Below are 24,478 nucleotides of genomic sequence, written 5' to 3'. Positions count from 1 at the left end.
AGGACCTTACCGCGCTTGTTTATATTAAAAATATAATTTAATTATTAGAAAAAACTAGTTGCACATTCATTACAGACTTGTTACAATGTGCAACGTTGTAATTTGACCGTAATATTCGTTACTTGTTTTGGGAGGGGAAAAATTCATGGTTCTTAAAGTTAATAAATTAAATACTTCTATAGGAAGTAAGCATATCTTGCACAATGTTTCATTTGACGTTCAACCGGGTGAAATTGTCGGTTTAATTGGTAAAAACGGGGCTGGTAAAACAACCATCATGAAGTCCGTGATTGGGCTCATTAATTTTCAAAGCGGTTCAGTCACAATGAATGACACGCTTATTGATATGAACCACCATGCTGGTTTGGCAGATATTCGCGCACTGATTGAATATCCCGCGCTTTATAACAACATGACTGGTCGCCAACACCTAAAACTTTATGCAATGGGTGAAAACATCACGGCAACGATGATGGACGAAATCATTGCTGAAACTGGTATTGCCAGTTTCATTGATCAAAAAGCAAAAGGTTATTCACTAGGTATGCGTCAACGTTTGGCCATTGCCATCACCTTGTTAGCACAACCTAAGTTAGTAATTTTGGACGAACCAATGAATGGGCTTGATCCAGAATCAACCCACGAAATGCGGACTTTGATTGTTAAGTTAGCTAAGGAACGTGGCATTAGTTTCTTAGTTTCTAGTCACCTGTTGGACGAATTAAGCCGGATGGCCGATCGTTTTGTGATCATTGATCAAGGTGCCGTTATTAAAACTGGCACGTTAGAAGAAGTTACTAGTAAGAACAAAGCTCAGGTCGTCCTTCAAACAACTGACAATGTCGCAACTGAAAAGGCCCTCGTGGCGTTAAATTATCACGTTCTTGACACGCCACAAGGGTTAAACATCGCCCTTCATGGCACTTCGTTAAATAACTTGTTGCACGATTTAATTGCCATCCAAGGTATTGATATCGTCCACTTAACCGAAACATCACCAGACTTGGAATCATCATTCCTTGACCTACTTGATGCACAAACGGAGGCAAATCATGAATAATTTATTAAAACAAGAAATCTACAAATTAGCATTGAAGAAAAGTACCAAATGGCTCTTCGGGATTTTATTCTTATTAGTTATCATTTTGGGAAATGTTTTCTCCCGCTTTGGTGGCACAAATGAATATTTTGGTTCATACGGTTTTGTTGGAATGCTCATTTCCATCATCATCCTGGTCAACGCTTCGGCAAGTTTAATGACGGAGTGGAATACCGGTTCAATCAAGATCCTCCTTTCACGTCAATATAGCCGCATCACCGTGTTCTTTAGTAAACTGATTACGTTAGTATTAATGCACTTGGCATTGCTCTTTACGGCTTTTGTCGGTATGATGCTGAGCCGTGTAATTTTCTTTGCTGGTAAATCTGTGAAGATTAGTTGGTTTGAACCCGTTATTGCTAATCTCCTGACTACTTGGATGGTTGTTGCCATCACAATTTTACTTGTCGTATTATTGCGGAGTAGCGCAGTTGCCTTGACGATTGGAATGATTTTAACGGTTGGTGGTTCACTTATTTCTGGCTTAATGACCACATTGATTGCCCACTTTACATTTGTGAAGTGGTTACCAACTAATATGTTGATGGCTGGACAAGAATATCGCCAACCACTCCTCCACAGCATGACTAGTTTATCCGTCCCAGAAATCGTTGGTGGTAACTTAATTTATCTCGTTATCTTCATGGGCTTAGCAATCTGGAGTTTTAACAAACAAAACGTTTAATTGTACAGGAGATTATTTAACATGAAAAAAATGATTACTATCATCATCGCACTTGTCGTAATTATCGGCATTTTTATCGGTATTAATAAGGCCGCTAGTTATAAACACGACCGTTACGATGGCCAACCTGTTTATTTCACGGCGCCAGCTGCACCTAAACAAACCGTAATGCGTGATGACAACGGTAAAGTTATCTTGGATAGCAAAGGCAAGAAATCACCAATTTATTCATACAAGCACGTTAAGACTTACACGAAAACTGGTCAAACTAAGTACATCGAATTTGACTGGGAGGGTTCAACTCCCATGCAACAAGATGCCCCTTATACGGCTTCGGCATCGAAAACCATTGTGGTCAAAGGTCCTAACACCATTGCAGCAGACAAGATCCCTGCTAACATCAAAAAAATATTGAATCTCAAGTAACTCAAATACGCCACGACAATCATAAATGTCGTGGCGTATTTATTTTGTATGGCCATTTCTGTACTTTTTGTTTAAGAATACTCACGCACCACGGAATATACCTTAGGCACTAGTTTGAGCACATCGCAAAATCAGCGATAACTGTTTTGATTGAATCTACCTTAACGACTGTTTCTTGCGAGTCTGAGAGTTATTACTAACTAACGAAGTGACAGTAAATTGCTTGGCGGGCGCAGCCTTTATACCGCGACTGGGGGAATATGTGTGCAGCGCATATTTCCGCTGAGGATGAGATGAGGAGTCTTAGGAATTTATTCCTTAGACTCCCAGCTTGTCCGAATTGTTCAAGACAGACATCCAGCCTGCAAGGCTAATCTAATCGCGTTAGGATTAGATTCAGTATTTTGTGTAACAAAATGCTGGGATGTTTTGCGTTACCGGTTCGCAGGCATAAGCACAAACTGGCTTGGGAGGTTGCTTCCAGCGTGGTGCACCAAGTAATTTACTGGCACGCAGTGGCCAAGTTTATTCAATCCCACGTCAGACGGAATAGAACCAGAACCTTTGCTATTCGCTCAACGCTTGGTATAAATCAAAAGGTACTTCATGCTCCAATAACAATTCAAAACGGACAAAATTTTGTTGCACTTGTTTACGCTCATTAAATAATTGAACTTCAATTGACGTGTTCTGGTTCGCTAATGCCGGCCCTAGATAATAAAAGAGTTTACCTTCGTCATCTGATTTTTTCACAAACACTTCCACTTGTACGTGGTGTTTGTCCGCATCATACAACCGAGCTTCAACATTTGATTGGAGCGTCCTTTGCGGCTTACTAAAAAATGGAATCGTTTGCCGATTAATAAACGTATTCTCATAAGCAATGTCGGCCGCTTGCTGCTCACTTTTATCAATCGTAATAAAAATGGGCAATGTATTCGTCGCTTCATCATACTTATAGCCACCAATATCAAGACTAGGTAAATCATGCTGCCAATTTAACAAACGTAACACGTCTTTACGACTATAACGTTGGTACATGGTGAATTGCTGTTGCAGATTAAACTCGCTAGTAATTTTAGCTAAACCAGTTTGTACGGCATCACTAAGATATTCCCGTTCAAACGGACTAAGTTGGTGGGCAAATGCCCAAACATCCCCTGTCCAATTGACGAGTGGTGCCACGCCATATTTTTTCCGGTCAAGCGCTGTGTAGTAATCCTTTATAGCTAACACCCTGGCAATTGAGTCCAATGTTTCCGGGCTTTGATACACACCACTCAGAACTGCCATCAATTCCAGCGTCGTAACCATGTTATTATCTAACAACGCTTGGATAACTAGTAATTCATGTGGTCGCTTGCCCAAAACCAGTTCTTGACTAACAAACTGTAATTGCTGCTGAAATTCAGCCGATATTGCCGGCGCAAGTTCCTTCGTCATCTTCGCGATAAACGCCGGATATGTTTTGAATTTAGTTAACACGGTGTTTAAATCAAGAGTGCCATCACGATAAACTTCCAGCAATGACGGGACCCGACCAAATTTGTGAATAAGTTGTTGATAACTTAACTGTAACGCGCGATTGGCGTCAAGCTTCACACTATTCACAGCCGCTAAAATTCGCTCTTGCGCGATGTGTTCAAAGTTGATTGTCGATACCCCAGTAACCTCAGGTACACGTAACTGCATCCGCAAGCTGTCTTTATCAGTTGTTGCTTTAGCCGTGAACGCTTGGGGGATTAAATAATTTTGTTGATAATTACCGATAAAATCAAGAACTGTCACGTAGGCTTTATTTGGTTCCTTCCGTAACCCACGCCCCAACTGCTGCAAGAACACAATCCGCGACTGCGTACTACGCATCATAACAACTTGATTTACGCTCGGAATATCAATTCCTTCATTGAAAATATCAACCGAAATCAAGTACTTAAGTTGGCCATGCGTCAATTGTTCAATGGCCATTTCGCGCTCAGCTTGACTCGTTTGCCCACCTAAATACATACTTGGAATGCCGCGCGCGGTCAATTTCTCGGCTAATACTTGACCTTCTTCTGTCCGACTCACAAAGATGAGCCCTTGCAATTGTTCACCCGCATAGCCATAGTAAGCCGTTTTAGCGACCAAGTAATTAACGCGCTCATCCGCCACCAAATGTTGCAAGTCCGTGGCATCATCAATCGTTACGTCACCTTGTTGATAATCAGCAACCCCAATGTAATGAAATGGTACCAGCATATCTTCTTTTAATGCCACTTGTAATGAGATTTCATAAGCCAAATTATAATCAAACAGTTCGTAGACATTGAACCCATCCATCCGTTCTGGCGTTGCGGTCAATCCCAATAAAAATGTTGGCGTAAAATACGCTAACAACCGTTGATATGATGGGGCTGCCGCTCGGTGCGTTTCATCAATTAATATATATTCAAATTCACTCGGATCAAACTGCTCATGTGTAGCTGGTTGCGCCATCGTTTGTACCGTTGTGAACAAATACTTTGCCCGCATATCATGTTGTGAACCGCTTAAAATCCCATAATCGCTTGCCGGCCCACCCAGTACTGCGCGAAATGTTTGTAACGCTTGTTTTAATAGTTGTTCACGGTGCGCCACAAATAACATTTTTTGTGGTTTTACCTGTTGCACATCGAATGCCCCCAGATACGTTTTCCCCGTCCCAGTGGCTGAAACAACGAGCGCTTTATCCGCTCCCCGCTGGCGAACTGCTTGAATTGCTAACAACGCTGCGGTTTGCATTGCGTTAGGTTTGGGCAGTATTTGTTTGGTGTTGATAACTTGTGGACGACTTGGCGTTTGATAATTTTCCGCGTAAGTAGTTATCCACTGGGGTGTGAGTGGTTCAGCGTTCGTCCACAGGTTAATAAGTTGGGTATCAATCTGCTGGGCAAAATCTCCCTGGTTCAATGAACTTAGGCGTACGTTCCACTCCGTGTTCATTTTCAAAGCGGTTTGCGTTAAATTTGCGCTGCCGACAATGACCGTTTGATAGCCATCGTGGTTGAATTGGTACGCTTTCGTATGAAAATTTCCATCCGCAACAATCCGAACATCAACATTACTGAGTTTTAATAATTCTCGAAAAACTTTGGGCTGATTAAAATTTAGATATGTCGAAGTAAGCAAGCGTCCCCGAATTCCTCGTGCTGCCAAATCGGCTAGTTGTGATTTGAGCATCAATAAACCACCCTCGGTCACAAACGCAACGGCAAAGGTAAACGAAGTTGCGGTGGATAACTCTGCTTGGAGATAACTCAACAACGATTCCCCTGGTAAATTGTTAATAAGTTTGGGGATAAATGCTTGGGGCATGTTGACATCAGCTTGCATAAATCCGTGCTGTAACGCTGCTAATAATTGTTTTTCCATCAGTGAGCTCCATTCTATTTTGCTATATGTATGTAACAATCCCCACTTCCAAGGATGAAAGCGGGGATTGTTTGGTAACTTTAGCTTTATACGTTGCTAAAATCAAGTATCTAGTTAATTATTTCGCACTCACCACTGTGTACAAGGTCATCGCCATCGCAACGGCATTGTTTACCATATGAACCCCAATTGACATCTTGATCTGCCCACTTTTTTTATACGTGTAAGCTAAGATTCCACCCACCGTGGCATACAACAGATAACCTAGGATATTGTTACTGGCATGTACGAGTGAAAACAAAACCCCACTGAGGACAATGTTAAACCACCAATTATTTTTACGGAAAAAGTAGTTGACGACTAAACCACGAAAGATAAACTCTTCCACAAACGGAGCAATAAATACAGCAGCTAGCGCGAACACAACCAACACTGCGTGATTCATGCTTAGCACGGATTTAATATTTTCCTGATTAGCAGTATCACTAACATGGTTAACTTTTACGATTAAAAAGTTGAACACAAATGTTGTCAGAATCACTAACCCGTACATTTTAAAAATTGTATTGATTTCTGAGCTCGTAAACTTCTTGAACTGTGGGACAGTTAGATAGGGTTTAATTAGTCGCCATGCAAGCAAAGCAATTCCAATATAAACCACTACGTAAGCTAGTAAACTGCCGTATTTAACCCACCCGACTGGTGACTTCCCACCTAATTGAATAATCACGGGTACAAAAACTACCAGTAAAACCATCCCCACAAAAATCAAGACACGCTTCGTCCAGCTAGGTACTTTAGTTGTTTGTTGCATAAACACCCTTTCTCACTAATTGAAACTTAGGTTATCGTGTATACACACTATAACATTGAATCATGCGTACTCTTCCACCGGTCTTCTTCTTCCTCTTCATCGTATGGCGTTGGCTCGTGTAATTGAATCATCAGCCACGCCATCCCAATACTTGTCGCGAGGAATAATGCGATGAAGATACCGCCAATTAGCCAAGTTGACCACCCGAGCATATTGCCCACGATTGCCACGCCAACAAAAATTGTCGTAATCACAACCCCGGCAGTTATTTGTAATGCTACTTTCATTGGTATCTCCTTTCTTTTTTACTTGGTTCACGGAAACTCACCAAGTTTATTTTTGCCTCGTCACTAGTGTCCGATGTTGCCTTTAAAATTCCTCATGAAAAACATTTGCGAGAATTGCTTGATACCCAAACGTATGAAATGAAAACATGCGCAAGAAATCAATCTGATCAACCCGCACTTGAATCGTCCATAAATCACTTAAATCACGGTCATCGGCATAAATAAAAGTCATTAGCCCATCATGTACATCCACTAAAAAGCCAGTCACATGAGCATCTTTACGATCATCATCAACCCAGCCAATCGTAATAACTTCTTTATTGCGTAACGCTGTGTTGACAAGGTCTTCCATCATTGAAGCTTCTGTTGGTTGATATTCATTAAAGAACCACTCGATTTCCCAAGCATCATAATATCCTTGGTGCTTAGCGAGTTTTTCTTTAATCACCACCGTGCGCAAATAGTCAGTCTTACGACGGGCAGCATAAATATCGCTAATCCGAATGACAATCACACCGTTAATCTTACCATCTGGGTCAATTGTTTTCAGCATCACAAACTCATCATCTTGCTGAACAACATATCCCACCGTAAACGTGTCATGATCAACAAAGTGGTCAAGTTCAATTAATTCGTTATTTTGCTGTGCTAAAAAAATGTGTTGCTGAATTGTTGCCAAATTACTAAGCCTCGACCCAATCAGGGAATACGTATTTTTCAAAAATTTCAGCCACAGCACCTTCATTATTAGTACGCTCAGTAACCACGTCAGCTGCTTCCTTAACAGTTGGAATGGCATTTTGCACGGCCACACCCAAGCCAACTGCCTTAATCATTGATAAATCATTATTATTATCGCCAGCAGCAATAATTTCAGTTTGCGCGATACCGAGCTTTTCACCAAGCATCAATGAAGCTGATCCTTTATCGGTACCCTTTTTGTTAAATTCAATGTAGCGACCTGATGAGAAAGTAGCTTCAACTTGGCCCTCAACTTCAGCTAACACCGCCGTCCGAATATCTTGGCGAACTTGTTCATCGGTGCTTTCAAAAATCACCTTCATGATGTTAGCGTCTTGCAAGAAATCAATGTTAGCTTCGTCAATGATTTGGTATGGTACTTGCCGTTCTTCCATGTATTGCTTATCTGAAGGCGAAATATTGTAAATGTATAACGTATCAACCGTATATACGTGTGCATCAACTGTATCATTGATTAACCCAGCGTGGAAAATTGTCTTCGCTAATTCAAAATCAACCCCACGAGTAATCACTAAACGGTCATCTTCGTTTTCAACAATCGCACCACCATTATATGAAATCACATATTGATTAGCGACATCCTTCAAGCCTAATTTTGTTAATAAGGCCGCTACGGATTTGAAACTCCGACCAGTATTCGGCACGAACTTAAAACCCATCGCAGTTGCTTTTTTAATCGCGTCGACATTCTTTTGATTGATTGTACCATCATCGTTCAATAAAGTTTCATCTAAATCACTAACTAACATTTTATACATTATTTGTAGACTCCATTTTCTGTAAGTTTTATCTATTTGGTATGCAAACCATGCCAAGAAAACATGTTTTACTCAATAATTCTATTTTACCAAATTTCTAGCCAATAAACTTTGAAGTTTTTTAAACGCTTTCATTATACTCCCCTGGCTTTTCACCCATCCTAATGATTACTCCAATTTTCGAAATTGACGAACCAAGTACCGATACTTTGTAATCATTTACTCCCCACCTAACTAGTGACCTATGATAGAATTAATATGTTAAAAATACTGAAAGGAGCACAAAACATGCTCGAAGAATTCAAAAAATTTCTTCTCCGTGGTAACGTCCTAGACCTTGCGATTGGGGTTATTATTGGGACTGCCTTAACTGGAGTCGTCAAGTCATTATCATCTGGTATCATTATGCCTTTAGTTAACTTATTCATGTTCAAAATTAATTTGAGTAAGCTTATCTTTACGATTGGCGCGGTTGAATTCCACGTTGGGACTGTCCTTCAAGCCATTATTTCATTCGTCATCACTGGATTTGTTTTATTCATGATTGTCAAAGCAGTCAATACATTTATGAAGAAAAACGATGAAGAAGATGCGATTGTTCCTAACGAAGAACTCGAAACACTTAAAGACATCCGTGAATTGTTACAAAACCAAAGTGCCAACGTTACTACCGAAGAACCTGTCGATAAGTAATTTTCTACAATATATCTGAATACAACGATAAAGCACCAGAATTCCGCATCGGAACTCTGGTGCTTTGTTTTTTTTGACGTGGTTTTGAATAAAATTGACCACTACGTGCCAGTAAATTACTTGGCGCACCACGCTGGAAGCAGCCTCCCAAGCCAAAGTGCGATCTTGGTCGGTTCGGACAAGCTGGGAGTCTAAGGAATAAATTCCTAAGACTCCTCATCTTATCCTCAGCGGAAATATGTGCCTCACACATATTTCCCCAGTCGCGGTGTAAAGGCTGCGCCCGGCAAGCAATTTACCGTCACTCCGTTAGTTAGGAATAATACTCAAGCTATCAAAAAATCGTTGTGGAGCAGATTCAAGTAAACCTGTTATCACTGATTTTGTGATGTACTCAAACTTGGTTCCTAAAGTATATTCCGTGGTACATGAGTATTTTTAAACAAAAATGCAGAAATGAAAATCTCACGTCAGATGGAATAGCACAAAAAAACAAGCAACCAGAAATTAATCTGATTGCCTGTTTTAGAAGTTAATTTTAGTTAACTTCGATAAGGAGATTAGTCCTTAACGATGTTAGCAGCTTGTGGGCCGCGATCTGATGATTCAACATCAAAAGTAACCTTTTGGCCTTCGTCAAGTGACTTGTAACCGTCACCTTGGATAGCTGAGAAGTGTGCAAAGACGTCTTCGCCGTTTTCACGAGTGATGAAGCCGAAGCCCTTGTCTGCGTTAAACCATTTAACTGTACCGTGTTCCATAATATGAATCTCCTTGTGTAGGGTTTGCCTACTTTGTATTTGTAATACTGGATTGGTGCAACGGAGTATTTCATAAAATGAAACAGTACCTTTGAAGCCGAACCAAACTACAAGACATAGTATAGCACGGGAATTTATAAATAGATACACTTTAGGCTTAATTAATTCAAACTTTCTTATAAGTCCTTAAAATCCCAGCTTATAACTTTCCCTGTATCGCTTACCCCGCCCATCTTACAGCGGAAATTAACTATCAAAAGTTAATTTAAAACTTTTAGTTCATCACCCGTATTTTCAGCTAAAACTACCAAATTTACTTAACAGCCTCACATTTTGCTGCACAATCCAATACTATTATTGAATTGCTTCTGCACTCACACCAATGTTAGCAAAGTTATTATAGCTATCAGCAGCTGTCGTGAAGCCGGTTACTCGTGTGTTAACTGGATACCATGCCATACTAAATGACTTGGGGATAACGACGGCTTCCTTAGTCATGTAAGCTTGGTAGGCCTTAAATTGGGCTTGCCGATACTTTAAGTTGTTGGCTTTTGGTGAATCGATGTTTTTAATCAACTTAGTCAACTCAGGGGACGTAAAGTGACCCAGGTTATACAAGGCCCCTTTGCCAAACATGCCTGCTTGTGATGGTTCTTGGCTCAAAGTAGCGTTCCCATCAGTAATATCCCATGCTTGGTTTGTTCCAGATACTGCCATATCTAACCATGTGTTAAAGTCAGCTAATCGATTATGGTAGAGGTGCACATTAACCCCAATTTGTTTCCATTGTTGAATGCTGTCTTGGGCAATGACCTCTGAATTCTCACTACCATTTTGTGCAAGATACGTCAGGCTAAATGCTTTACCCGCAGGTGTCAGCCGATATTCATGCTTTGCATCCCACTTGAATCCGGCTTGATCAAGTAATTGATTAGCTTTGTTAAGATTTAACGGAAAGCCTTTGATACTTTTATCGTTAAATTGCTTGAAAGCAACCGGAACTGTTGTATTGGCTCGCATCTGCAAACCGTAGTTAAACTTCTTGTTGATTTCGTCCAAGTTTAACGCATAGCCCATCGCTGCGCGTAAATTTTTATTTTGCAGTGGTGTGTTACGATCTTGAATGTTAATCCCTTGCTTAGCATCAAAGTGTCCTAAATTAAAGTACATTGATGACAAGGCTAAACTTTCATGACCAGTTTGGACATAATCCTTTAGTTTGCTGACCGCTGGATAGGCTGTCGCTGGCATACCATACATAATATCGTATTTTTTGGCCTTCAAAGCTTCTGCCGACGTCGCCGTGGTAACTGAAGTCATCTGTAATTTTGCTAGTTTAGCCGGCTTGCCATAGTAATATGGATTGCGCACATACGTTATTGATTGTCCGCTCATAACTTTGGCAATCTTGTAAGGCCCCCATGAAAGTGGGTGTTGCCGCACTTGTGGTGCACCAGTTAACTTATTTGGCTTAATTGCCTTTAAATAATGATACGGCTCAACTGATGAAAGCAAGTAACCCGAACCAGCTTGCGTTAATCCCGGTACCATGGCTTTCATCGCCACTTGCATAACCCGACCATTTTGGCCATTGGTGAACGTAATTCCACTAATTGTCTTGGCTTTACCCGCATGGTATGCATCCATTCCAACGATATTAGCTAATGCTTCGGTATACGTTTGGGCTTGATACGCGGGGCTGGTCACTAATTCATACGGATATTCTAAATCTTTAGCTGTAACACTACGGCCATCTGACCACTTCAAATTCTTGCGTAAGGTGATGGTTGCCGTCTTAGTTTTAGCATCAAGCCGCAAATTAGCCGCCCCACCATCAATAATTTTATAGGTTTTGTCAGTTTTAAAAATGCTAACGCCTAAAGGTTGTGCTAAGGTCACATCGTCATCACGTGTTGTGACTTCTGGCAAAAAGATCCCGGCAAATGGTTGATCTTCAACCAACCCCATTTGTAATATGCCACCTTTAATTGCTTTGGTCTTGTTGTTATAAGCAAGCTTAATATTATTTGAATCAGCTGCTTGGTCATGCGCTTTCGTTGGATGATACTCAACTGCGAATACACCCGCTACAATTGCGACGATGATAATTCCTGATAATAAATATTTCTTAATCATGTAATTTCTCCAATGTTAGTTAATCAGCAAATGAAATTCATTTGAATGATGAGGTCTAATAGATTTTGACTAAATTTAGATACGCCGCCCCGTCTAGCTAAGTTTGGCTGGGAAACAAAAAAGAGGTCGTTCCTATGTCCGAAAACATAGAAACGACCTCTGTCGCGTTACCATTCTATTTTGTCTATTGGTTACCCAAATAGACCTCTGCAACGAACGGCCCACGTCTGGACGATTCGTGTGCCTTTGATAACGGAGGCCAATTCCGTTGTAGACCCGCCCCACGGCTTCGCTACACCAAATCACAGGTCCAATTTCACCTGGCCATACATCGCTGAACTCTCAATTACGCCAACTCCCTGTACATGCCGTACCAAGTTACTTTCCTGATCACGTTGTTTAATTAATTCAATTGCACGAGACTTATCATAATTCTCTTTTAATTTTAATGCAAGCTTTATTTTTATCATTTTTTATTTATACGGTTACCACTACGTTCCGGCAAATTGTTTGGTACACTACGCCAAAAGCACACGTTCGAGCAGTCTGTCTTATGTTTGCGAACCAGCAGTTTAAAACAAAAAAAGCCCAGTATCACCTACCACGCCCGTTTCTTGCCACTTCTAATTTTGGCTATATTTTTCTAGTGTCGGATTGTTTTTTCCATGCTGCAGTGCCCTGTGGTTGGCTGCTGCTTTTCGCTAGTTTGAGTATTATTCCTAACTAACGGAGTGGCGGTAAATTACTTGGCGGGCGTAGCCTTTACACCGCGACTGGGGTGATATGTGTGCAACACATGTCGCCGCTGAGGATAAGATGAGGAGTCTTAGGAATTTATTCCTTAGACTCCCAGCTCATCCGAGTTGTTCAAGACCGCACTTTGGCTTGAACATGTGCTTCCAGCGTGGTGCGCCAAGTAATTTACTGGCACGCAGTGGCCAATTTTACTCAAGACGAAATAGAACCATAATTTTTTTCTGACTGTCCAGGTTGGAATCGAACCAACACTCTCCTAATTAACAGTTAGGCGCAGTACCATTGTGCCACTGGACAATATTCACAAATCTCCGAACATGTTTCTACCTGAATCATAACACCATTAAATATACTTACAACCCCTCTTGGCATATTGGCTATTTAGCATGCTGAATTCATAAAAAAGGAGGGGCAAAACACACCCTGCCACGCAAAAATAAGCTCGATTTCTCCTTAATTGGTAGAAATCGAGCTTATTAACGTGTGCCAAGAGGCCGCAATATTTTATTGCTTAGTTGCTTCAGTACCTTTAGCGCTGTCTTTAATTAAGATAGCGGCGGCAATTGCCCCGATAATCAGCATTGCTGCGCCAGCGAATAATACTGATGTAAATCCGTGGTCAAATGCTGTAAAGACAGTGTGCTTCAAGTCAGCAAATCCAGGCATCGCACGGAAAGCTGCGGCGCGAGGGCTTTGCAAAATTTCGTTACCGGCAAATGGTCCACCTTTGAACAATGCGGTGTGAATCCCATCAGCGGCTTGTTGTGGTAAGTGCAACTTTGGCAAGTTTGTGGTCAAGCTATCACGGTAACCCCCAGTCAAACGCAATCCTAAGAACACAATCCCAAAACTAACCCCGAATTGACGGAGAACGTTCAAAATACCTGAAGCCATCCCCAAGTGACGTGGTTCAACTTCTTCCAATGCTGCGTTCGTCATTGGTGGATTAACCGTCGCACCACCAATCCCAATCAAGATGAACGCTGGCCAAAGCGCAGCGAACGTTACAGTTGGTGTGATTTGGTGTTCCATTACAAGTAAACCAGCTGCAATAATCAGCAATGAAATACTAATCATCCACTTCTTAGAAATTTTACTACTCAAGATACCAGCAATTGGTCCAAGAATCAGCGCAAAACCACTAATTAGCAATTGCCGGGTTCCAGTTTGTAATGCAGTGTAGCCAATATAGTTTTGCATCAAAATTGTTAAGTAGGCGTAAAATGCGTACAAACCAGCACCTAACATAAATGACGCGATAACCGCACCCGTAAAGGTTGGTTTCTTGAAAATTGCCAGATCCATCATTGGTGCTTTGTTTTTATTTTCCCAAATAATAAATAGAATCAAGGCAACAACAGCCAACGCCATGTAACCACCAACTTGGAAGTTAGTCCATGACCAGTCATAGTGACCTTCTTTGTTAATTAAACCAAGAATCAAGCCAAAGACCGTTAAACTACTAAGAATAATTCCCAACCAGTCAATTTTACCTTTACTTGGCCATTGCTTACCTTGGTCAACGAAAACAGCAGTCAAGATCAAAGCAACAATCCCAATTGGTAAGTTAACTGTGAAAATAGCGCGCCATGAGAAGGCTTGGACTAAGTAGCCACCAACCAAAGGTCCAATCGCGGTTGATAAACCAATGATTGAACTCAAAATACCTAGTGCAGCTCCCCGTTCTTTACCTTGGAAGTTTGAAGCCGTGATAGCCATTGATAATGACATCATCCCTGAGCCACCAATCGCTTGTAGCCCGCGGAAAACATTAAGCATTTCCATGTTGCTTGAAATCGCGTTAAGTCCTGATGCTACGGTGAAGATAATCATGCTAATCATGAAAATCTTCTTGCGTCCAAACATATCACCCAGTTTTGACATCAACAACAATACGACGGCATAAACCATGGTATAAGCGTTAATAACCCATTGTAAATTACTAAATGAAGCATTAAAACTCCGTTGAATGGTTGGCAACGCAACGTTAACAACCGTCACATCCAACAAACTCATGAAAACCCCTAGTGAAACGGCTACTAAACCAATCCAGCGTTTATAGCTCTTTTTTTCTTCCATCATAATCCTAATTCTCCCTTTAAATCATTAATCCATTGAATCGTTCGTTCGTTTAACGCAATTTTCAATTCCAACATCCGCACTGCCGAGCGCTTATCTTCAGCACTCATTTCATCAACATTAGCAACGTGCGCAATTTTGCTTTGTGCTTGTTCAATCAAACTTTCATTCCACGCCCGATACTCTAATAAAATCTGGCGTTTTAAATCTGAATCAACAAAACGAATGGCATCTAGCTTAAATTGATAGCTATCTTCGGTGTGGGCATTCGATTCGACCGGCGCTTCCATTAATTCGTAGAAACGCTTACGCCCCGCCTCAGTGATTGTCGCAAATTTCTTTTTCCGTCCAGCTTCATCAATATCGCTTAACGTAATGTAGCCCGCATCCGCTAGCCGATTCAGCAACGGATACATAACGCCCCAACTAATCTTTCGGTAGGAGCCTAACGTCAGCTCCAACACAGCGCGTAATTTATAACCCGTCCGCGGCCGTTCAATTAGCTCCGCTAAAATATATAACTCATACATATGGCATACCTCCTCACGCTTTCAACAAACTCGGTTCCCCGGGCAATGCCTTTCTCGATATATCTTTTAGATATGTTATTACGGTTTATTATGATATATCTAAAAGATATAAAGTGCAAGTAAAAACTACACATTTTTTATTATTTTTTCCGGTCGGTTATTGTCAATAAAATAAACGCAACAAAAAACTCGTCACTAACGTCAGTAACGAGCTTTTTATTGTAACTAAAAACATTAGCTATATTTAGCCCAGCGTGGGATTGGCATTTCTGTATTTTTCAATCATCGAATTACTGAGGTTCTATTGTCAGCTTTTTTCCATGCTAGTGCGGCCTGTGGTTGGTAACTGTTTTCACTAATTTGAGAATTATTCCTAACTAACGGAGTGCCGGTAAATTACTTGGCGGGCGCAGCCTTCACACCGCGACTGGGGTGATATGTGTGTAGCACATGTCGCCGCTGAGGATGAGATGAGGAGTCTAGGGAATTTATTCCCGTAGAGTCCCAGCTTATCCGAGTTTGCCAAGACCGCACTTTGGCTTGGCAATGTGCTTCCAGCGTGGTGCGCCAAGTAATTTACCGGCACGTAGTGGCCAAGTTTATTCAATCCCACTTCAGACAAAATAGAACCAAAACATTTATTTAACGCGAATGCTAAACTGTCTGACACCAAAACCTTTAGCATGCGTATGTTGAACTTTAATCTTTAACTTTGTCTTTTTCTGGTATTTCTTTTTCAGGTTAAATTTAACTTTGGTATTTTTTACCCGGACTTTTTTGATCAACTTTTGCCCCTTATAGACGCGAATCGTTGTTCCTTTAGTTGCTACGCCGGTAACCCGTTGCTTGTTAACTTTGAAATTAGTCGCCTTCGGTTTTGGCGATGTTTTAATACTGATGTTCTTACTTGTTGCTTGGTAAATCACCTTGGCAGTATCGGCTTGATCAACTGTAACTGTTAATTTTTGCCGTCCCTTGAGCTTTTTAACTTTTACTTTAAATTTGCCTTTCGCGTTGGCTTTACCACTACCAACTTGACGCTTCGTTTTGGCATCCTTAATAATCACTTGGGTGCCCTTAGCGGTTGAACCCGTAATATAATTATTTTTGTGATATGCCGTGTCGAGTTTCAAGGCCGTTTTAACACGCTTTGTTTGGCCGACTAACGTATTCAACTGCTTCGTTAAAGTAATCATTTCATCATACTGTTGTGCTTTGATACTTGCCTGCAACTTTGTAATTACGGGCCGAATGACGGTTGATTGATCAAATTTTTTATTTTTCGCCTGATTGATAGCATTTTGAGCATTCGTCGTTACATGCGTTTTATATTTAGTCACTGCCGTTCGTAAATCACTGAATGCTTGATCAAGGTTGCCATATACATGTGCCTGATTAACTGCCTTAATTGCCGCTTTCGCATCTAACACCGCTTTATCATTCTTTCCTTCACTACCAATATTACCAATAATGTTGTTTTCTAGCGCCGTAATGCTTTTGTCCACTGCTACATAAACAGCCGCTAGCAAACTAGGTAACTGCATCACCTCACCAGTATTAATTGCTGCCTGCAATCGGGAAATGCATGCTTTAACCCCCGCATCATTCGCTATGACAGTTGCCTCACGCAAGTTAACAATCACTTGACTGTCGCCACCCTTGCCTTGCAAAATCTGCTGGTACTTAGCAACGTTAATTACGTCATTCAAATTGCCAGTATATCCGCTTGGTATTGGGATTACAGACTGAGTACCAAGCAAGTCCCCAGCCTGAAGGACCGCGTGATACCAAGCCATCACCAAGTCTGGATCCAAGGTCGCCTCAATATATTGGCTTTTAAGTGGCAAATCAGCTAAGGCCGCATAATCAATTAAATTTGCATTTCCATACAAGCCCAAATTCAGCAGGTGACTAAGACCACTTAAAGTCCCTTGCGCAATCGTCGTTAACTGGTTATTATCCAAATCCAATGTCTCTAAGTTACTCAATCCTTTAAATGTCCCAGCCACTAAATTTTTAAGCTGATTATTTGATAGTTCCAAACTCGTTAACTGCTTCAAGCTCACAAAAACATTTGGCGCCAAGCTTGTTAATTGATTGGCATCCAACGACAAGCGTTGCAGTTTGCTTAACCCATTAAACGAGCTCGTACCTAACGAAGTAATTTTATTAAATTCCAAATCCAAATTCTCTAAATTGCTCACGTTGCTGAATGTATTTGCCGGAATTGTCGTGATTTTATTGTTACCTAAGCCAAGATTAATTAACTTTGATAAACCGTTGAAAGTCGTACTATTAATTGCTGTAATATTTTGGCCATCTAAATCCAGATATTTTAAATTAGGTAAATTATTCAATCCCGTTAAATCACTGATTTTAGCTGGTGCCGAAGCTTCATTTGACCATGAAACTAATAAAACTTCGACCGTTTTTAACACGTTTTTTATTTGGACATTCGTCGCTTGATCATTAGTGAGAACCTTTTTTTGCTCATCACTTAATGGCTTAAATATTTCATCGTCGTATCCATCTAAATCAATTTCAACCGTCAGTGTCTTTCCATACTGAATAATTGCCTGTCGTAACCCTGCATCCGGAATTAATTCAATAAAGGCCGGGGAACTCCGTTGTATCGTTTGTGATTTTGGTGTTGCTGCCAGTGCACTTACAGGGCCGGCTCCAACTGAAAATAGTAGCATTGACGCCATCCCTAACGTAACTAGCTTTGTTAATTTCATTAAGTTTATACCTCCAAATTAATTCCATGCTAATTTGAATGCCCAACCGCCTCCAAATTTTTTCTATTGTATTAATTATCGCAATAAAAAATGAAGAATTCGGGTGTAAAAACCAAACTAATTTCCTAATAACACACGGCACGTAATGGACATTTAAAGACGTTGAAAGTAATTTATCCGGAGCTTATTGCAAAAAAATAGGCCGGACAAAAGGTTGCAACCATTTGTTCTAGCGTGGAATTTGGATATGTGTCTCAGATTGATTCCCACTACGAGGCTGGAACCAGTCCGGACACCGTGATGGAAGACAAGCATTTGAAGCCACAGTGCGGTCTTCAAATGTTTGCGAAGCTTGGTTCGCTAACGCGGTAACCATCTTCACAAATCCATAATCAGTAACGAAACCCGTTACTGATTATGCCATCACGGTGCGAGCTAAAGTCCAGACTGTTTCCAGCCTCTTCGTTAGTTTGAGCAGGCAATCTGACTAGTAATATGCCCGTAATCCTTGTCGATGCAAGTTTAGCGGTAATCAATAATTCAACGCTTATCTAGCGGAGTGGCTGAAAATCACTTTGTGGCCGACAGGCTTTACACCGTGATGGGACGAACTTGACACCACGTGTCGAGTTTGTCGCTGAGGGTAGATGAGCAGTCTTTTGGCTTTAGCCGTTAGACTGCCAGCTATCCCGAATTGCCCAAGACCGCCCTTTGGCTTGGGCATGTGCTTCCATCTCGGTGCACAATGTGATTTTCAGGCACGCAGTGGCATCATACTCATCACATTTTATAAATCCCACGTCAAACGGAATAGCGCAAAAAAATAAGCCGGACATGATTCGTCCGGCCTATTAACGTGCTGCATAATTATTCTTCTAAGTAATCAAATTCCAATGATGGATCCGCGTTCAAGTCCCAACTGCCACGCCGACCTTGGCGCCAGAAAATTTCGCCCGCAGCCCCAATCATTGCGGCATTGTCACCGGCTAATTTTAATGGTACTGGTACAAACTCAGTATCAGGGAATTGTGCCAATGCGTCAGCTAAAGCCGCCCGTAAGCCTGAATTAGCTGCAACACCACCGCCAAGCAACAACTGCTTAACTGGGTGTTCACGAAGTGCTTTAACCGTCTTTTCCACCAATACATCTACGACGGCATTTTGAAATGAAGTTGCCAAATCATTATGATTAAGAACTTCGTCACGTTGTTCTGCATTGTGGAATGTATTGATAAATGCTGATTTTAACCCCGAAAAGCTAAAATCATACGTGTCGTCTTTTTCCATCGCGCGGGGAAATTTAAAGGTATCATTGCCTAAATGCGCCATTTCATCAATTGTCTTACCGGCAGGATATTTAATCCCCATCACCCGGCCAACTTTGTCGTACGATTCACCAGCTGCATCATCGCGGGTTTCCCCAAGCACTTGAAATACGCCTTCAGCGGGAATATATACCAATTCAGTATGTCCACCACTAACTAATAAAGCTAACGCTGGGTACTCAATTGGTTTAACAAACCGCGCTGCCATAATGTGACCAGCTAAGTGACTTGTTGGTACTAATGGTAAATTATGGGCCCACGCAATTGTCTTTGCCGCTGTTAACCCAATCAACAACGAACCAACTAATCCTGGTCCATAGGTTACAGCCACTGCATCAATATCAGCAAACGTTACACCAGCATCTGCCAGTGCTTCATCTACCAAAATCGTTACTCGTTCAATATGGTGTCGGCTCGCAACTTCTGGCACAATCCCCCCAAATCGTTGGTGCGACTTAATTTGGGTTGCAATTTCATTACTTAAAATCGTATCACCGTCTTTGACAACAGCGACACTTGTTTCATCCGCACTTGATTCAAACGCCAATATTAAGCTCATTTTAACATCATCTCCATAATTAAGGCGTCCTCAATCGGCGCACGATAGTATTCCTTGCGTGTGCTCATCAAAGTAAAACCTAATTTTTCGTATAACCGGCGGGCACTTACGTTACTCTCACGGACTTCCAAGAAAATATGGGTGTCCGTCGGGAATTTTTGTAACCACGCCCGCATCATTTTCGTCGCTAAACCTTGTTTTTGAAAAGCCGGAATAATTGCCACGTTTGAAATCGACAATTCATCAATGATTAGTGTCCCCGCAACAAAGCCGGCTGGGATATCATTAACTAAAATCACCTGATAACTCGCATGTTGATTGGCCAAATCATGTATAAACGTCTGCTTACTCCACGGCGAAACTCCGTAGGACATACGTGCAAGTTCGAACAATTCATCACCATCAAGGGGCTCACGGTATGTAACCTTAGCTTCGCTTTCTCCTAGTAGTTCCGATTCGTTCATCATCAAACTATTCCTTTTCTTTCAATGGTAATACCATGTCGATTGCATCTTCGTGATCACCAAAATAGTAACCAGCTTGGACGCCATGTGATTCAAAACCCAATGATGCATACGTTTTTTGTGCTTTTTCGTTAGACGCCCGTACTTCGAGCGACACTTGCTTGGCATCAATCTTAGTGGCTTTGTGAATAATTGTATTCAGTAAGAAGGTCGCAATGCCTTTACGTTGCCATTCTGGTAAGACGGCAATATTCGTCACGTGTAAATCTTTTGCACCACGTGAATAGCTTGAACCAATAAACGCCACCATGCGATCATTTTTCCGAACCACTAAGTATAAGCGATCAGATTTACGGCGTAATTCACTGGCAAAAGCTTTTTCATTCCAAGGAGTTTGACCATCATACACAGCACGTTCAACGTCCAAAATTTCCTTAATATCAGAAACTTGTGCACGACCAACATAATATAAAACGTCGTTAATCGTGACCCGATGTGCTTTAACATTCATGGCCGCTTTTTGTTGCTCATCCGTCGCCATAATGTTTTTATACCATTTATAAATTTGCTTAAATAAATTATCAGACTTCTTCGACATAATCATTCCCTGTTTCGTTAGGATGTTTGGCTTGCCACTCAGCTTCCGCCTGTGACACACGTAAGTAATTTGGTACAAATGTATGCACATTTTCAATTGGTGGCATGTTCGCCCCGAGTTCAGCTAAGCGTCCACCATTTGGCAAGTTGTCGTTTTCCGGCGCAAACTGCACACGGTCACCGAACGTTGTTGTTAATATGTCCACAAAATTGGCGTATTCACCAATCACCATAATTGCTTGCGTCGTTGTTGCTAAGTATGCAACTAAGTCGTCAATGTGGTTATGCCGATCAGCCCAAACGTTCTTACCCGCCAGATAAACCCCGCTGTACATATTTTGGTTGCGGGCATCAAAAATTGGCACAACTAAACTCGTTGCATCCTCAATGTTTGCAGCTAATGTTTGTAAGCTCGAAACTCCCACTAGTTCGATATGCAATGTTGCAGCTAATGTCTTCGCTGTCGTAACGCCAATCCGGACACCCGTATATGAGCCAGGACCTTCTGCTACCACAATGCGATTCAAATCGGTTGGTTGCCACCCCGCATCGTGCATCATTTCATCAATATATGGTAATAATTGTAAGCTGTGATTACGTTTTTCATTCGTCACCCGTTGGTCAATTACAACCCCATCTGCGGACAACGCAACCGTCATCGGCTGGTTCGACGTATCCATTGCTAATATTTTCACGGTCATACCCCTTTTTAGTCAGCCCTAATTGCTGACCCAATAATCTGTGCTAATCCACAGTATACATAGGATATATATTAACACGTTCCACCACTTGGATAAATAAAACCCACTTTACATTTTAATTAAATTCCAAAAAGGCGCGATTTCTCTACTTACCAGAAATCGCGCCTCACTATTTTTGTGATTTAAAACTTACTTGCGGTCATCGTAACCATTGGGGTGGCTTTGCGTCCACGTCCAAGCAGTCTTGATGATTTCAGTAACGTCATCATATTGAGGCTTCCAGCCTAACACTTCACGCGCTTTTTCAGAAGCAGCAATCAAAGTATCTGGATCACCAGCGCGACGAGGACCAACTTCGGCAGGAATTGCTTCACCAGTTGCCACGCGTGTTGCTTCAACCATTTGCTTCACTGAGAAGCCAGTTGATGAACCCAAGTTGAATTGGTTAGAATCGTTACCTGCAGCCAAGTAATCCAAAGCCAAGATGTGCGCATCTGCCAAATCAACAACGTGAACATAGTCACGAACGTTGAACCCATCTGGCGTGTTGTAATCATCCCCAAACATCATAATCTTGTCGCGCTTACCAAGTGCAACTTGTAAAATGATTGGCACTAAGTGAGTTTCAGGACCGTGGTCTTCACCAATTGAGCCATCTGGTTTAGCACCAGCCACGTTAAAGTAACGCAAAGCAACCCACTTGATACCATATGCCAAGTCAGCCCAGTGCATCATGTGTTCCATTTGGAGCTTTGATTCACCGTATGGGTTAATTGGATTTTGGGGGTCAGTTTCCTTGATTGGCACAACTTCAGGCACACCATAAGTTGCTGCCGTTGATGAAAAGACAATCTTCTTCACATCGTGATCACGCATAACTTCGAGCAACGTAATCATACCACCAGTGTTATTATCAAAGTACTTCAACGGATTTTCCATTGATTCTGGAACGATTGATGAAGCTGCGAAGTGAACAACTGCTTCAATATCTTCCGCATCAAAAACCGCACTCAAAGCATCCTTATCCCGAATATCGACCTCGTAGAATGGGACACCTTCCTTAACTGCGGCGCGGTGCCCAGTCAACAAGTTATCCACAACAATTACGTCACGTCCCTTTTCAGTTAAACGATCAACCATGTGTGAACCGATGTATCCGGCTCCGCCTAATACTAAAATAGCCATTTTATATTTTCCTTTCAAATATCCATAATCATTGTTTATTTTAACACGCTTAGTCCGTAACTGCGCGCCATTTCATTTCTGCTTCGGTCATTAATTCATTATCAACACGAATTTGGTGGAGTGTTGTCACGATTCCATCAACCGCCGGTAAGATTTTATAGTAGCTATTAATTTCACTACCATAGCGAATTTCACTTTCGTACTTAATATTGATATTCACAACCTCATTTTGCGTCAAAAATTCAGCGCCTAGCGGATCTTGCATCCATGTAAAATAGTGCGCATTATTCACGTGATGATTATGATCAATATCGAAGAATCGCACGTGATAGAAATTATGCATAACTTCTGGTAACTCAGTTTCCGCCAATTGCATTGGGTTAGGAATCCGCTCAATTTTTTTAACTTTATCCGCCTGATATGCTTCCATCATCACTTGCGGAATCCGCACCATCTTCCGCGCTTCCATATCAATCATTGTGAAAATCGCCCGGATATCCACGAGCTTTTCCCCCTGTGATGTCTCCAACCAAAAATTACGAACGGCAAAATACGGGTTATAGTGGTCGGCTTGCGTCTTAATCACAATTTGTTCACCAACACTAGGCCTGCGGGTAATATCAATATTATATTGTAGGATTACCCAGCCGATATTTTGTGCATGAATCTCGGCATTGCCAACACCCAGCGTTTCACTTTGATCACCGGAAGCTAAAATGGCCAGGTTCAAAATGTTGGCCGTCGTAAGCTTTCCGGTAATGTCAGCTTCATAATATAAGACGCGGTGTTCTTCTGCAAATACTGCTCCAGCCATTATTCGCCCTCACTATCAGTGTCAATTTCATGAAAAATATTGTAAACCTGTTGCTTCTTTACGCCACGATCTTTAGCGACCGCTTTAATTGCTTCATTGGGTTTCGCCCCCGCATCAATCAATTGTTGCACGTATTCCGCGATTGGCAAATCATCGGTAATTAATTTTTCCGCTGGTTTATCAGGGTTTGGATTACCGCCAAGCAGCATCACAAACTCCCCGCGTGGTTCATTTTCAATCGCCCAAGCCAACACCTCTTGCGCCGTACCACGAATAAATTCTTCATAGCGTTTCGTCAATTCGCGTGCTAAGACAACGGGACGATCAGCGCCTAACACGTCAACTACGACCGCCAAAGTCTTGCGAATTCGATATGGCGACTCATACAAAATCGTCGTTTCTTCACGTTGACCGATTTCAGCAAGTACCTCTTTTTGATCAGATGTCTTCCGTCCTAAGAAACCATAAAAATAAAATGGTTGTGGCACAAGTCCTGAGGCAATCAAAGCAGTTAAGCCCGCATTTGGACCTGGCAACGGTACCACAGGAATCCCCACTTGGGCAGCCGCAGCAACTAGTTCAGTTCCCGGATCAGAAATCGAAGGCATCCCCGCGTCACTAACTTGAGCTAAATTCAAACCACTCTGTAATTTTGCCAATAGTTCGGGAATCCGTGCTTGCGTATTATGTTCATGAAACGAAATTTGTTTCGTTTGAATTTCAAAGTGATTTAATAATTGTTGTGTGTGACGGGTATCTTCAGCCGCAATCAAATCAACTGTTTTCAGCGTTTCAATTGCTCGATACGTCATATCGTCTAGGTTACCAATCGGAGTTGGTACCAGATATAAAGTCCCGCTGGTGTGCTGCCTAAAACTTGATTGTGTCTGCATTACTCCGTCTCCTCGTTTTTCAT

The 24,478-nt window shown here is 41.6% G+C and carries 21 protein-coding genes and 1 tRNA gene; 4 read left to right on the top strand and 18 right to left on the bottom strand.

The genetic code is table 11. The features are described from left to right. The first annotated feature begins 145 nt into the window (after positions 1 to 145). From EQG49_RS08940 to EQG49_RS08930, 3 genes are read left to right on the top strand one after another with little or no spacing between them, the layout of a single operon-like run. Entirely contained in the window at positions 146 to 1,060 is a 915-nt protein-coding gene (locus EQG49_RS08940) for an ABC transporter ATP-binding protein (protein WP_133363666.1), read from the top strand. Beyond that, the gene (locus tag EQG49_RS08935) at positions 1,053 to 1,784 is read left to right on the top strand and encodes an ABC transporter permease (protein WP_165964848.1); all 732 of its coding nucleotides are present in this window, start codon (positions 1,053 to 1,055) and stop codon (positions 1,782 to 1,784) included. The genes EQG49_RS08940 and EQG49_RS08935 overlap by 8 nt, the downstream gene beginning before the upstream one ends. 21 nt (positions 1,785 to 1,805) lie before the next feature. Further along, on the top strand, positions 1,806 to 2,210 hold the full coding sequence (locus EQG49_RS08930; protein WP_133363664.1) for a DUF1093 domain-containing protein: 405 nt from the start codon (positions 1,806 to 1,808) through the stop codon (positions 2,208 to 2,210). Positions 2,211 to 2,777: 567 nt separating this feature from the next. On the opposite strand, the gene EQG49_RS08925 is transcribed toward EQG49_RS08930, so the two are convergent. From EQG49_RS08925 to EQG49_RS08905, 5 genes are all read right to left on the bottom strand, one after another. Further along, entirely contained in the window at positions 2,778 to 5,603 is a 2,826-nt protein-coding gene (locus EQG49_RS08925) for a DEAD/DEAH box helicase (protein ID WP_133363663.1), read from the bottom strand. Positions 5,604 to 5,721: 118 nt separating this feature from the next. Continuing rightward, complete coding sequence (locus tag EQG49_RS08920; RefSeq protein ID WP_133363662.1) at positions 5,722 to 6,417, bottom strand: CPBP family intramembrane glutamic endopeptidase; 696 nt, start codon at positions 6,415 to 6,417, stop codon at positions 5,722 to 5,724. Positions 6,418 to 6,464: 47 nt separating this feature from the next. Continuing rightward, complete coding sequence (locus EQG49_RS08915) at positions 6,465 to 6,704, bottom strand: hypothetical protein (RefSeq protein ID WP_133363661.1); 240 nt, start codon at positions 6,702 to 6,704, stop codon at positions 6,465 to 6,467. An 82-nt stretch (positions 6,705 to 6,786) separates the two neighbouring features. Next, entirely contained in the window at positions 6,787 to 7,383 is a 597-nt protein-coding gene (locus EQG49_RS08910; RefSeq protein WP_133363660.1) for a hypothetical protein, read from the bottom strand. A gap of 4 nt (positions 7,384 to 7,387) precedes the next feature. Next, entirely contained in the window at positions 7,388 to 8,224 is an 837-nt protein-coding gene (locus tag EQG49_RS08905) for a Cof-type HAD-IIB family hydrolase (protein WP_175577947.1), read from the bottom strand. 288 nt (positions 8,225 to 8,512) lie between these two features. Here EQG49_RS08905 and mscL point away from each other — a divergent pair, with 288 nt between their 5' ends. Next, positions 8,513 to 8,917: a large conductance mechanosensitive channel protein MscL gene (mscL, locus tag EQG49_RS08900; protein ID WP_133363659.1), complete on the top strand. Its 405-nt coding sequence runs from the start codon at positions 8,513 to 8,515 to the stop codon at positions 8,915 to 8,917. 560 nt (positions 8,918 to 9,477) lie between these two features. On the opposite strand, the gene EQG49_RS08895 is transcribed toward mscL, so the two are convergent. The 13 genes from EQG49_RS08895 to rsmI form a co-directional block, all read right to left on the bottom strand. Further along, positions 9,478 to 9,678, bottom strand: a complete 201-nt coding sequence (locus EQG49_RS08895; RefSeq protein WP_133363658.1) for a cold-shock protein — start codon at positions 9,676 to 9,678, stop codon at positions 9,478 to 9,480. 354 nt (positions 9,679 to 10,032) lie between these two features. Beyond that, positions 10,033 to 11,814: an ABC transporter substrate-binding protein gene (locus EQG49_RS08890; protein WP_133363657.1), complete on the bottom strand. Its 1,782-nt coding sequence runs from the start codon at positions 11,812 to 11,814 to the stop codon at positions 10,033 to 10,035. A gap of 981 nt (positions 11,815 to 12,795) precedes the next feature. After that, a tRNA-Asn gene (locus tag EQG49_RS08885) sits at positions 12,796 to 12,867 on the bottom strand. A gap of 207 nt (positions 12,868 to 13,074) precedes the next feature. Continuing rightward, complete coding sequence (locus tag EQG49_RS08880; protein ID WP_341472807.1) at positions 13,075 to 14,652, bottom strand: MFS transporter; 1,578 nt, start codon at positions 14,650 to 14,652, stop codon at positions 13,075 to 13,077. Next, positions 14,649 to 15,179: a PadR family transcriptional regulator gene (locus tag EQG49_RS08875; RefSeq protein ID WP_133363655.1), complete on the bottom strand. Its 531-nt coding sequence runs from the start codon at positions 15,177 to 15,179 to the stop codon at positions 14,649 to 14,651. Before EQG49_RS08875 ends, EQG49_RS08880 begins: the two co-directional genes overlap by 4 nt. Positions 15,180 to 15,817: 638 nt before the next feature. Further along, positions 15,818 to 17,917, bottom strand: a complete 2,100-nt coding sequence (locus EQG49_RS08870; protein WP_133363654.1) for a leucine-rich repeat domain-containing protein — start codon at positions 17,915 to 17,917, stop codon at positions 15,818 to 15,820. Between the two features lie 867 nt (positions 17,918 to 18,784). Then, positions 18,785 to 19,801: a tRNA (adenosine(37)-N6)-threonylcarbamoyltransferase complex transferase subunit TsaD gene (gene tsaD / locus EQG49_RS08865; RefSeq protein ID WP_133363653.1), complete on the bottom strand. Its 1,017-nt coding sequence runs from the start codon at positions 19,799 to 19,801 to the stop codon at positions 18,785 to 18,787. Then, entirely contained in the window at positions 19,798 to 20,268 is a 471-nt protein-coding gene (gene rimI / locus EQG49_RS08860) for a ribosomal protein S18-alanine N-acetyltransferase (RefSeq protein WP_133363652.1), read from the bottom strand. The genes tsaD and rimI (EQG49_RS08860) overlap by 4 nt, the downstream gene beginning before the upstream one ends. 4 nt (positions 20,269 to 20,272) lie before the next feature. Then, a complete protein-coding gene (gene rimI, locus EQG49_RS08855) occupies positions 20,273 to 20,863 on the bottom strand; it encodes a ribosomal protein S18-alanine N-acetyltransferase (RefSeq protein WP_133364559.1) in 591 nt (196 codons plus the stop codon). Then, positions 20,847 to 21,563 carry a tRNA (adenosine(37)-N6)-threonylcarbamoyltransferase complex dimerization subunit type 1 TsaB gene (gene tsaB, locus EQG49_RS08850; RefSeq protein ID WP_243115700.1) on the bottom strand — a complete coding sequence of 239 codons (717 nt, stop codon included), beginning with the start codon at positions 21,561 to 21,563 and terminating at the stop codon, positions 20,847 to 20,849. The genes rimI (EQG49_RS08855) and tsaB overlap by 17 nt, the downstream gene beginning before the upstream one ends. A 189-nt stretch (positions 21,564 to 21,752) precedes the next feature. Next, positions 21,753 to 22,748 carry a UDP-glucose 4-epimerase GalE gene (gene galE, locus EQG49_RS08845; protein WP_133363650.1) on the bottom strand — a complete coding sequence of 332 codons (996 nt, stop codon included), beginning with the start codon at positions 22,746 to 22,748 and terminating at the stop codon, positions 21,753 to 21,755. Between the two features lie 49 nt (positions 22,749 to 22,797). Beyond that, complete coding sequence (locus EQG49_RS08840) at positions 22,798 to 23,562, bottom strand: acyl-[acyl-carrier-protein] thioesterase (RefSeq protein WP_133363649.1); 765 nt, start codon at positions 23,560 to 23,562, stop codon at positions 22,798 to 22,800. Continuing rightward, positions 23,562 to 24,455 carry a 16S rRNA (cytidine(1402)-2'-O)-methyltransferase gene (rsmI, locus tag EQG49_RS08835; RefSeq protein WP_133363648.1) on the bottom strand — a complete coding sequence of 298 codons (894 nt, stop codon included), beginning with the start codon at positions 24,453 to 24,455 and terminating at the stop codon, positions 23,562 to 23,564. Before rsmI ends, EQG49_RS08840 begins: the two co-directional genes overlap by 1 nt. Between the last annotated feature and the right edge of the window lie 23 nt (positions 24,456 to 24,478).

Source organism: Periweissella cryptocerci, assembly GCF_004358325.1.
Lineage (GTDB): Bacteria > Bacillota > Bacilli > Lactobacillales > Lactobacillaceae > Periweissella > Periweissella cryptocerci.
The sequence above is the reverse complement of the archived record's forward strand: the minus strand, read 5'-3'. Positions and strand labels throughout refer to the sequence as shown.

Coding starts and splice junctions, on each gene's coding strand:
- tsaB (WP_243115700.1), bottom strand. CDS start 21,563: ATGACCGTGAAAATATTAGCAATGGATACGTCGAACCAGCCGATGACG.
- galE (WP_133363650.1), bottom strand. CDS start 22,748: ATGGCTATTTTAGTATTAGGCGGAGCCGGATACATCGGTTCACACATG.
- EQG49_RS08915 (WP_133363661.1), bottom strand. CDS start 6,704: ATGAAAGTAGCATTACAAATAACTGCCGGGGTTGTGATTACGACAATT.
- EQG49_RS08935 (WP_165964848.1), top strand. CDS start 1,053: ATGAATAATTTATTAAAACAAGAAATCTACAAATTAGCATTGAAGAAA.
- EQG49_RS08890 (WP_133363657.1), bottom strand. CDS start 11,814: ATGATTAAGAAATATTTATTATCAGGAATTATCATCGTCGCAATTGTA.
- EQG49_RS08840 (WP_133363649.1), bottom strand. CDS start 23,562: ATGGCTGGAGCAGTATTTGCAGAAGAACACCGCGTCTTATATTATGAA.
- EQG49_RS08925 (WP_133363663.1), bottom strand. CDS start 5,603: ATGGAAAAACAATTATTAGCAGCGTTACAGCACGGATTTATGCAAGCT.
- rimI (WP_133363652.1), bottom strand. CDS start 20,268: ATGATGAACGAATCGGAACTACTAGGAGAAAGCGAAGCTAAGGTTACA.
- rimI (WP_133364559.1), bottom strand. CDS start 20,863: ATGTCGAAGAAGTCTGATAATTTATTTAAGCAAATTTATAAATGGTAT.
- EQG49_RS08880 (WP_341472807.1), bottom strand. CDS start 14,652: ATGATGGAAGAAAAAAAGAGCTATAAACGCTGGATTGGTTTAGTAGCC.
- EQG49_RS08875 (WP_133363655.1), bottom strand. CDS start 15,179: ATGTATGAGTTATATATTTTAGCGGAGCTAATTGAACGGCCGCGGACG.
- EQG49_RS08920 (WP_133363662.1), bottom strand. CDS start 6,417: ATGCAACAAACAACTAAAGTACCTAGCTGGACGAAGCGTGTCTTGATT.
- EQG49_RS08905 (WP_175577947.1), bottom strand. CDS start 8,224: ATGTATAAAATGTTAGTTAGTGATTTAGATGAAACTTTATTGAACGAT.
- EQG49_RS08930 (WP_133363664.1), top strand. CDS start 1,806: ATGAAAAAAATGATTACTATCATCATCGCACTTGTCGTAATTATCGGC.
- EQG49_RS08940 (WP_133363666.1), top strand. CDS start 146: ATGGTTCTTAAAGTTAATAAATTAAATACTTCTATAGGAAGTAAGCAT.
- mscL (WP_133363659.1), top strand. CDS start 8,513: ATGCTCGAAGAATTCAAAAAATTTCTTCTCCGTGGTAACGTCCTAGAC.
- tsaD (WP_133363653.1), bottom strand. CDS start 19,801: ATGAGCTTAATATTGGCGTTTGAATCAAGTGCGGATGAAACAAGTGTC.
- EQG49_RS08870 (WP_133363654.1), bottom strand. CDS start 17,917: ATGAAATTAACAAAGCTAGTTACGTTAGGGATGGCGTCAATGCTACTA.
- rsmI (WP_133363648.1), bottom strand. CDS start 24,455: ATGCAGACACAATCAAGTTTTAGGCAGCACACCAGCGGGACTTTATAT.
- EQG49_RS08895 (WP_133363658.1), bottom strand. CDS start 9,678: ATGGAACACGGTACAGTTAAATGGTTTAACGCAGACAAGGGCTTCGGC.